This is a genomic window from Sphingobacterium haloxyli (assembly GCF_002980525.1).
GTDB classification, from domain to species: domain Bacteria; phylum Bacteroidota; class Bacteroidia; order Sphingobacteriales; family Sphingobacteriaceae; genus Sphingobacterium; species Sphingobacterium haloxyli.
Window position 1 is genome coordinate 39141 of the sequence record NZ_PVBQ01000022.1, and the last position, 9958, is coordinate 49098.

Below are 9958 nucleotides of genomic sequence, written 5' to 3' on the forward strand. Positions count from 1 at the left end.
CTGTGTTAGAAGGTGCAAAAATTTTGAAAACAACTTTTTTTTCGCGTAATTCGGTTCTGATAATTAACAGAATATGAAAAGAATTCATTGCATACTTGTGTTTTTTTGTACGCTTTTTATGGAAAGCGTATTTAGCCAAAAAAAACCTGATTTCGTCCAATTTGTCAATAGTCAGCACGCATGGGTCGATTCCGTTTTTGAGAAGCTTACGCGTAAAGAACGTATCGCCCAGCTTTTTCTTGTCCGTGCACATTCAAACCTAGGACAACGTTATATAGATTCTGTTGCTCAAGTGATTCAGAAGGAGCAGCTAGGCGGCTTGGTGGTGTTTCAGGGTGGGCCAGTACGACATGCTCATATGTTTAATCAATACCAGAAGCTATCGAAAGTTCCGCTGCTCGTCACATTTGATGGTGAGTGGGGTCTTGGTATGCGGCTTCCTGACTCCACTATTTCCTTTCCATATCAGATGACTCTTGGTGCTGTACAAAACGAGAAACTTATTTATGAAATGGGACGGCAGGTAGCAAGAGATTTCCAGCGTATCGGTATGCATTTCAATTTTGCTCCGGTCGTTGATATTAACAATAATCCCAAGAACCCTGTTATCAACTTCCGCTCCTTTGGGGACAATAAATACAACGTAGCACGCAAAGCTAAAGCGTACATGGACGGCATGCTTGATGGCGGAATCATCGCTTCCTTAAAACATTTTCCCGGCCATGGTGACACGGATGTAGATTCTCATTATGATCTTCCACAATTGAAGTTCTCAAAGGCGCGGTTGGACAGTCTAGAAATTTTTCCGTTTCGCGAATTGATTCAACAAGGTGCACCTGCTGTCATGGTAGCTCACATGAATATTCCGGCGCTCGATCCGAAACCGAATATTCCGTCTTCTATCTCCCGCAAAGTGGTGATAGACGTTCTGCGTAAAGAATTAGGATTTCGTGGACTAACGGTGACCGACGCGATGGACATGAAGGGCGTAACGAAATTTTTCCCCGCTGGAGAGGCTGATGTGATGGCGATTGAAGCTGGACATGATCTGTTGGAAATCTCCGAAAATAGTGCGCGTGCCATCGGTTTAGTCGAGAAGGCTGTGGTGAGTGGGCGTATAAAACAGACAGACTTAGATCTACGCGTGAAACGTGTGCTTGCTGCGAAATATTGGTTGGGATTAAATCAATACCGGCCTGTTAATACAGTTAACTTGGTACATGATTTAAATATGCCCGCATCGAAATCATTGGTGCAGCGGCTAGCGGACGCTGCTATCACTGTACTGAAGTCTGATAAACGGATCCGGTCTTTTGATAGGAAGATTGAAACAGCGGTCGTATCTATAGGAGTAAATCAACCACAGGACTTTGAAAAAGGATTGGCAGTACAGCTTTCTGATAGAAAAGAGTTTTTCATTTCCGGAAAGGAAACCCCCGACGAGATGAAAGAGCTGATGAAAGAAGTCCGTCGGTATCCACAGATCATTTTAGCGATACACGATAATCGTGCTCGTCCGGCAAGTGAGATTAAGATAAATGAGCAGGAACGGGAATTCATCGATCGGTTAGGGGGAAGAAGAACCATAACCGTGCTATTTACAAATCCCTATGCAATGGAAGATTTGCCCGTTGAGCGGAGCGGCACCATAATTCTTGCCTATCAGAACGATCATTTTATGCAAAAGGCAGCCTTGAAAGTTCTCCTAGGACAGACCAAAGCCGAAGGTAAGCTGCCAGTGACTGTCAATAAGCGATTTGCTTATGGTGAGGGGATATAGTGCTGCAAGATTCATTTGGGATATTGCCATTTAAAGGATAGCTTTGTGAAGCTAAAATTTTGGCCATGGTTAACGAAAGAATCTCCATTTTTGATATGTTTAAAGTTGGTATCGGGCCGTCGAGCTCGCATACCTTAGGTCCTTGGCGCGCCGCGCAACGCTTTATAGAGGTTCTGAAAACTAGAGAAATGCTACATCGGGTAGCGGGCATCCACATCTTATTGTATGGATCTTTAGCGAAAACCGGTGTGGGGCACGGTACGGATATTGCAGTGTTACTGGGGCTTAGTGGCGATGATCCGGTAACATTCGACGTCCATCAAGTGATACCAAAAGTGCAGGACATCAAATCATCGGGAAAGTTGGGGCTGGGCGGGGAATATGTTGTTAATTTTTCTTATGAGACGGATCTGTTATTTCTCTATGCGGATAGTTTACCTTTTCATCCTAATGCTTTAACCTTTCAGGCTTTTTTAAAGGATGGCACTGCTGTTTCTGAAACCTATTATTCCATTGGAGGGGGATTCGTTGTACAAGAACAAGACACAGTCGGGGTTTTACAGGAAGTTGATCTGGCCTTCCCTGTGGATACGGCTCAGGAACTCATGATGTGGTGTATGCGGACGGGTTTGAAAATTTCGGAGTTAGTAATGGAGAACGAGTTGGCGTGGCGATCCGAAGAGGAAACTAGAAATGGTATCATGCAAATATTCTATGCCATTCGAGATTGTATATATAAAGGATGTCATACGACAGGCGTACTTCCGGGCGGATTGCATGTGGAACGCCGCGCCGCCAAGATGAATAGGCGCCTATTGAAAGAAAGGACGTACCATGATTATGAATCATGGGTAAATGCTATACGAGAAGGAGGAAAGGATTTTGATTATATACTGGATTGGGTCAGCTGCTTTGCACTAGCGGTCAACGAAGAAAATGCTTCGTTTGGACGCGTAGTTACTGCTCCTACTAATGGGGCGTCTGGGGTAATTCCAGCTGTACTGCAGTATTATATAACGTTCCATGATAGCAATAACGAGAATAAGATTATGCAATTCATTGCTACGGCGTCTGAAATTGGATCTATCTTTAAAAAAGGCGCTACTATTTCTGCGGCAATGGGTGGTTGCCAAGCGGAAATTGGCGTGTCGTCCGCTATGGCGGCGAGTGCATTGACGGAATGTTTGGGGGGCTCCCAGCGTCAGGTACTGATGGCTGCCGAAATCGCCATGGAACACCATTTGGGATTGACGTGCGATCCTATCGGAGGGTTAGTGCAAATACCTTGTATAGAGAGGAATACAATGGGTGCTGTGAAAGCTATTACCGCCGCACAATTAGCTTTAAATTCGAACCCTGATAAAGCGAAAGTTAGTCTTGATGCAGTGGTCAGCACGATGTGGGAAACGGCACAGGACATGAATGTAAAATATAAAGAAACGGCGGACGGGGGACTGGCGATTAAAGTGCCATTGAGTTTGCCCGAATGTTAGGGTATAAAGTATGAGATATTGTGCATTAGCATCTGGAAGTAATGGAAACTGCTACTATATAGCGGAAGGGAACAATGCGGTCTTGGTAGATATCGGTATCAATACTAAACATGTGGAGCAGCGTATGGCGAATGTCGGCATAGACCCGGCTTCTGTCAAAGCCATTTTTATTACGCATGAGCATACGGATCACATCCGAGGGGTGTCGGTCTTTTCTAAGCGTTATCAAATTCCTGTGTATATGACTGCTGGTTCATACCGCGGTTCGCGATTAAAGCTCCCCGAAAACTTAATACGTATAATTCGTCGGGATGACGAAATAGTAGTCGGTGGCTTGACGATTCGCGGTATACCTAAATACCATGACGCACAAGAGCCCTGTAGCTTTTTGGTTTCAAATGGTGATATTAATATTGGTGTGCTGACCGACATCGGACGTATTTGTGATAATATAAAACAGGTGATCCAAAAGGTGGACGTTCTTTTATTGGAGACAAATTACGATGAAGAATTGTTGGATAGGGGAAGCTATCCTTTCTTTTTGAAGAATAGAATACGGAATGGCTTGGGGCACCTTTCTAATCGCATGGCATTGGAAACATTTTTGGAATATCGGACATCCCGTCTCCAACATTTGATATTGGGACATCTTTCGGGACAGAATAACACGGTGGAGCTTGTGCAACAAGCTTTTTCGCTATACTGTAAGGATATTAGATTGTCCATCGCGACGCGTTGTCAGGAGACGGAGTTATTTGATAGTCAGTTTTTTTCTTCGAAAAGTACGAAAGAGATTTTTGTACGCCAATTATCTTGTCAGGGAACTATCGTTTTTCCAGAATCGTAACTTCGGCATTAATCTGTTGCGAATTTTTGTCGAATTCAAAAAAAAAGGTTTTCAAACGGGGAGAATGAAAACCTTTAGCTAACCAATTATAAACCTAAATTATGATACTACAAAGATACGGCGTTTTCTTTCTTTTTCAAAATCAGTTCCGTTGTATAACATTTATTTTACAAAAAGAGGGTAATTATACGATCTGCTGACGATTCGGCATACTTCTTGAAAGAAAAGTGCAACTACCGCGATGTTTCGGAGAATTCATCCGCCGGCGTTAATATAGTGATGAAAAAATATGAACAAGTTAAGAGATAAGTATGATCGTGTGCCGTTCGCGGCACGAACGTTTTGGGTTTTTGTTTTATTTGTGTTTGTTTTAATAGTCGAGCTTTTGACATTGCATAGGCTCGGATAACTGAAACGGAATACAGAGCGAACGAGTTTTAGGACGGAGTGTAGATAAAATGCGACGATTAGTTTAGTTGTCGACACAAACTGAATACCGGTTCTCCTTCCGGAAACATTTCATCAAGAGGTAAGTTATATTTAAGAAAAATTGTACCGGGAAAATTTATTGTAACAAGATAATAGAACTAGACTATCCAAGGATGGATTTAAATGTACTGAAGAAAAAGTTGCGGAAAGATAACCCGCGGTGGGTTATTTTATTGATTGACATTATTATCGTATTTGGGTGCTACGTGGCGTTCAATTTTATTTTAAATAGTTTTTTGGGTGAATTTGATATAGACTTAATGTTGAAGAAAAGCATATTAGTCTTATCGGTTTATCTGATGTCTTTTCTGTTCATGAAGACCTATCGCGAAATTGTGCGGCATACTGGTCTTAGTGAAGCCATACGTATTTTCAAGACAGTCTGGTTGGCCTGTATGGGGCTTTTCCTCATTACTTTATTAGTTCGGTCCACTGCGGAGAAGGATTCAGTATGGGCAGAATACTTCCGTTTATCCTATGCTGTAGTCTTTTCCCATGGCTTTTTTACTATGGTCATGTTGGTCGCGGCGAGAGTAGCTTATAGACAGATTTATGAACTGCTTTTTTTTACAAAACGGAAAAGTAGACACGTGCTTATTTTTGGTGCCTCCAGGCCCGGTCTGGTAGCATATGCTATGCTGCAGGACGATATTCGATCAAAAAATAAGGTCATCGCGTTTGTGGAAGATAAACCCAATAGGGTGGGGAAAAACTCACGGGGCATACGGATTTTACATATCACCGAAATTGATGAAAATTTTGTTCGAAAAAATGATATAGACGAGGTTATTATCGCTGTGGAGAACGATAACCCAGAGCGTCTCTCACGCGTGACTGACCATTTCCATAATTTGAATATCGAATTAAAGATTATGCAACCCGGTCGTTCTCTACTCAGTGGAGGAGGGAAACGGCAAATTCGTCAATTGCGAATTGAGGACCTTTTGGGAAGAAAGCCCATTAAATTGGATAACCCTGTTGTAGAAAGGGAACTAAAAGGACGGACAATATTGATAACAGGTGCTGCGGGCTCTATCGGAAGTGAGCTTGCGCGACAGATAGCTATTCTACCCTACAGGAGAATCATTCTATTGGACCAAGCGGAGTCGGCACTATATGACGTGCAGCAAACGATCCATACTTCTAAGCCAAATGAGGCCTGTTTTATCGTCGGAGATGTGCGCGACAAAACGTTTATGCGACGTATATTCGAAATTCATAACCCCGATGTGGTCTTTCACGCAGCAGCGTATAAACACGTGCCGTTAATGGAGGCAAACCCTTACGAAGCTGTTTGGACGAATGTATATGGCAGTCGCATTATGGCCGATTTGTCGATGGAATATGGCGTCTATAAGTTTGTGATGATTTCTACGGATAAAGCCGTCAATCCAACAAATGTTATGGGTGCTTCCAAACGAGCTGCGGAGATTTATGTCAATTCTTGCAATGGAAAGGGCGATACCAATTTTATTATTACGCGTTTTGGAAACGTACTAGGATCTAATGGTTCGGTTATTCCGCTTTTCGAAAAGCAACTTGCGAAAGGTGGACCGTTAACGCTGACGCATCCAGATATCACACGTTTTTTTATGACCATTCCGGAAGCTTGCCAGCTGGTTCTAGAAGCTGGAACCATGGGTAGGGGAGGAGAGATATTTGTTTTTGATATGGGTAAATCGGTCAAAATTATAGACTTAGCTAAACGTATGATTAAGTTAAAAGGCTATCGTTATCCGCAAGATATCGACATTAAGATTGTCGGATTGCGGCCCGGTGAAAAAATCTACGAGGAGCTTTTGGCCAACAATGAGGATACCCTTAAGACTCACCATCCAAAAATTATGATAGCGAAAGTCTGTACAGCGGATTTGCCAGCAAAACGAAAACAGATTGATATACTATGTCGCCTTGTCGAACATAGTGATGGATCAATACAGTATGCTGATTTAGAGATTGTTCGTCAATTGAAAGCTGTGGTTCCTGAGTTTATATCTCAAAATTCGGTCTTTGATCAATTGGACAATAAAGATTCGATAGTAGACGAGGTCAATCGTTAAAAGATGTTAAATGGGGTGCTTGGAAAAAATAAAGTGTGAGCTCCTGCGTTTTAAAGATAACAATAGAGTAATTTTTTTCATAATTTAGGTTAATTAATAATTGGTTAGTAGAAAAATCCTGAAGTTCCCCGCTTCAGGATTTTTTGTGTTAACTTTGTACAGGATATAGCCCAGAGCATAAAATAATGGATCAAGTTATTAACTATTTTTCGGGAATTAACCCCGTATTAGCGGCGTTGTATGCATCGACTTTTACCTGGCTGGTTACCGCTTTAGGAGCGGCATTTGTCTTTTTCTTTAAGACCATGAATCGGAATTTTCTCGATGCGATGTTAGGCTTCACAGGTGGCGTGATGGTCGCGGCAAGTATATGGAGTCTATTAATCCCCGCTATAGACATGAGCGACGGCGAAGGGTTTATGCAAGTGTTGCCGGCAGTGATAGGTTTTTTGATGGGGACCGGATTTCTTTTTTTACTAGATAAATTATTGCCGCATTTCCATGTTAATTTTAAGCAGGTCGAAGGTGTGAAATCACCATGGCAGAAAACAACATTATTGGTGTTAGCCATAACATTGCATAATATTCCTGAAGGACTTGCTGTCGGCGTACTCTTTGGGGCGGTTGCCGCGGGCGTTCCTGAGGCAAGTATCGGGGGCGCTGTTGCGTTAGCCGTCGGAATAGGGCTGCAGAATTTTCCTGAAGGTATCGCTGTTGCTATGCCGTTGCGTCGCATGGGGATCTCGCGACGTAAGAGCTTTTATTATGGGCAGCTATCCGCTGTTGTAGAGCCGGTAGCCGCGGTATTGGGTGCGTTTGCGGTGGCATTCTTTACCCCAATATTGCCATACGCGCTGGCATTTGCTGCTGGTGCTATGATGTTTGTCGTGGTGGAAGAGGTGATTCCCGAAGCACAGCAGAACAAGAATTCGGATTGGGCAACGTTAGGTTTTATTGGTGGATTTATTTTAATGATGTCTCTAGATGTCGTGTTGGGTTGATAATGAATAAAACGCGTGGGTATGAATGAGGAAGCTAGGGCGTTATATTTAGATATAAAATGTTGTACGGTCTGTGAGCCGAAGCTGCCATCGGGGGCCAACCCAGTGTTGACAGTTAATGACCAAGCAAGAATTTTGATTATAGGGCAGGCTCCAGGCATGAAAGTACATTTATCGGGCATCCCCTGGGATGATCAAAGTGGAAGAGAACTTAGGGGTTGGTTGGGGGTTACTGAAGAAATATTTTATGATTCCAAACATTTCGCTATTGTCCCCATGGGATTTTGTTATCCGGGAAAAGGGAAAAGTGGAGATTTACCCCCTCGCGCAGAATGCGCTCCTTTATGGCATGAACGTGTGCTGGCGCAATTGCAAAACGTGGAACTAACCTTACTAATTGGTAGGTATGCACAATCCTACTACCTTTTGGAGGGAAAGCAAAAGACGTTGACGGAGACTGTGAAAAATTTTCAACATTATTTGCCTAGGCATTTTCCATTACCACATCCTTCGCCAAGGAATTTTATCTGGATGTCAAAAAATCCATGGTTTAAAGAAGAAGTTGTTCCCGAACTGCAAGAACGGGTCGATCGGATCTTGGGAAAGTAAAAAAGAAACCCCGAAGTCGGGCGACTTCAGGGTTTCCAAACCAATTATTAACCTAAATTATGAGTCAAAAGTAGTGCAAATTCTGTGCCAAAAATTTATGTTTTTAAGCAGAGGTGTAGTTTAAATTTACAAATAAGCAGATGCGTGTCTTTAATTTTTGTACACCGCATTCATTTTAAATAAATAAAAATCCGTTAGTAGGAAACGATTATGAAAGCAGTAATAAGATCATCCACAAATCCGGTGGTAAAAGGAACGATATACAGCATCTTATTCGCAATTAGCTTTGGTCACTTTATCAATGACTTATTGCAGGCGGTTATACCGTCGATCTATCCAATGCTAAAGAAAGATTTTAATTTAAATTTTACGCAGATTGGTCTTATCACGTTGGCTTTCCAATTGTCTGCTTCAATATTACAGCCTTTTGTAGGGCGTTATACAGATAAAAGACCAAATCCAAGATCACTTGCTATTGGTATGGGGATTACATTAATCGGGTTGATGTCATTATCACTAGCTTCGAACTATTTGTTGGTTCTCCTTTCCGTTTGTTTAGTGGGAATAGGTTCGTCCATTTTCCATCCGGAAGCCTCTCGTGTCGCGCAACTTGCATCGGGAGGCAAAAAGGGACTTGCACAATCTATTTTTCAAGTAGGTGGGAATGCAGGTAGTGCCGTTGGCCCGCTTATGGCAGCATTAATTATTATACCTCATGGACAGGATCATATTCGATGGTTTTGTTTGATTGCTTTTGTTGGGATTTTACTGTTGTCCGTAGTGGGGAAATGGTATAAAGGGAGTATAGAGCAACAGGAAATGCGAACGAGTGGTCCGAATGTAAGTGGACGTAAGCCTGACAGTCGAAGGTATGTATTGAGTCATGGAAAGGTTGTGTGCTCTATCATCATTTTACTTGTGCTGATCTTCTCTAAGTATATTTATATGACCTCCATGACTAGCTACTTTACCTTTTATTTGATAGGTAAATTTGGTTTAAGTGTTCAGGATTCACAGTTTTATTTATTCGCATTTCTTGCGGCAGTAGCGGTGGGTACTATATTAGGTGGTCCGCTGGGTGATCGGTTTGGACGTAAATTGATTATATGGATTTCCATTTTGGGCGCGGCTCCTTTCACCTTGGTGTTGCCACATGTTGATTTGACGCTTACCGTTATATTAGCAATCACTATTGGGGTGATAATCTCTTCTGCTTTTTCTGCCATTCTAGTGTATGCTACGGATTTGGTTCCTGGCAAAGTGGGTATGATTGCGGGGTTATTTTTCGGATTTGCTTTCGGGATTGCGGGACTGGGGTCTGCTTTTCTGGGCTGGTTGGCGGATCATACTAGTATTGAATATGTATTTCGGATTTGCGCTTATCTTCCGCTGATCGGTATAGTGACTTGGTTTTTGCCGAATGTTAAGCATAGCTGATGCGCGCCGGGCTGCCTTCGTTCCGTCCCTGTGCGGTCCTGGGAGGGGGATTTTCAAAAACTATCGTGCAGTTTTCCAGGGTTTTGGGTCCTTCGGGGCGAAAAAAGGGTGTTTGGGCTTGCGTTTTATGCCCGGAATCTCTACCTTTGCACCACTCCGCGAGGGAGTACGGCGGTCCTTCGGGACCTTGGGCCGGGGAGAGAGGAGAAAATAAAAAAATATTTTTTGCTTTTTTGAAAAAC

At 42.7% G+C, this 9958-nt stretch carries 8 protein-coding genes; 7 read left to right on the plus strand and 1 reads right to left on the minus strand.

Annotated features, from left to right (window positions below):
* Positions 1–118 precede the first annotated feature (118 nt).
* The 7 genes from C5745_RS18620 (at position 119) to C5745_RS18650 (ending at position 9716) form a co-directional block, all read left to right on the plus strand.
* On the plus strand, positions 119–1780 hold the full coding sequence (locus C5745_RS18620; RefSeq protein ID WP_243403394.1) for a glycoside hydrolase family 3 protein: 1662 nt from the start codon (positions 119–121) through the stop codon (positions 1778–1780).
* A 65-nt stretch (positions 1781–1845) separates the two neighbouring features.
* Complete coding sequence (locus C5745_RS18625; protein ID WP_105718526.1) at positions 1846–3273, plus strand: L-serine ammonia-lyase; 1428 nt, start codon at positions 1846–1848, stop codon at positions 3271–3273.
* Positions 3274–3283: 10 nt separating this feature from the next.
* Positions 3284–4120, plus strand: coding sequence for an MBL fold metallo-hydrolase (locus C5745_RS18630; protein ID WP_105718527.1), 837 nt, complete (start codon positions 3284–3286; stop codon positions 4118–4120).
* 602 nt (positions 4121–4722) lie between these two features.
* On the plus strand, positions 4723–6669 hold the full coding sequence (locus C5745_RS18635; RefSeq protein WP_105718528.1) for a polysaccharide biosynthesis protein: 1947 nt from the start codon (positions 4723–4725) through the stop codon (positions 6667–6669).
* Positions 6670–6854: 185 nt separating this feature from the next.
* Positions 6855–7670: a ZIP family metal transporter gene (locus tag C5745_RS18640; protein WP_207795848.1), complete on the plus strand. Its 816-nt coding sequence runs from the start codon at positions 6855–6857 to the stop codon at positions 7668–7670.
* Positions 7671–7691: 21 nt separating this feature from the next.
* On the plus strand, positions 7692–8279 hold the full coding sequence (locus C5745_RS18645; protein ID WP_105718530.1) for a uracil-DNA glycosylase family protein: 588 nt from the start codon (positions 7692–7694) through the stop codon (positions 8277–8279).
* Positions 8280–8489: 210 nt separating this feature from the next.
* Positions 8490–9716, plus strand: a complete 1227-nt coding sequence (locus C5745_RS18650; protein ID WP_105718531.1) for an MFS transporter — start codon at positions 8490–8492, stop codon at positions 9714–9716.
* Here C5745_RS18650 and C5745_RS20525 read toward each other — a convergent pair.
* The coding region (locus C5745_RS20525) for a hypothetical protein (protein ID WP_207795849.1) at positions 9703–9958 on the minus strand (256 nt) is incomplete at its 5' end. The genes C5745_RS18650 and C5745_RS20525 overlap by 14 nt on opposite strands.

Coding starts and splice junctions, on each gene's coding strand:
- C5745_RS18620 (WP_243403394.1), top strand. CDS start 119: ATGGAAAGCGTATTTAGCCAAAAAAAACCTGATTTCGTCCAATTTGTC.
- C5745_RS18645 (WP_105718530.1), top strand. CDS start 7,692: ATGAATGAGGAAGCTAGGGCGTTATATTTAGATATAAAATGTTGTACG.
- C5745_RS18640 (WP_207795848.1), top strand. CDS start 6,855: ATGGATCAAGTTATTAACTATTTTTCGGGAATTAACCCCGTATTAGCG.
- C5745_RS18635 (WP_105718528.1), top strand. CDS start 4,723: ATGGATTTAAATGTACTGAAGAAAAAGTTGCGGAAAGATAACCCGCGG.
- C5745_RS18625 (WP_105718526.1), top strand. CDS start 1,846: ATGGTTAACGAAAGAATCTCCATTTTTGATATGTTTAAAGTTGGTATC.
- C5745_RS18630 (WP_105718527.1), top strand. CDS start 3,284: ATGAGATATTGTGCATTAGCATCTGGAAGTAATGGAAACTGCTACTAT.
- C5745_RS18650 (WP_105718531.1), top strand. CDS start 8,490: ATGAAAGCAGTAATAAGATCATCCACAAATCCGGTGGTAAAAGGAACG.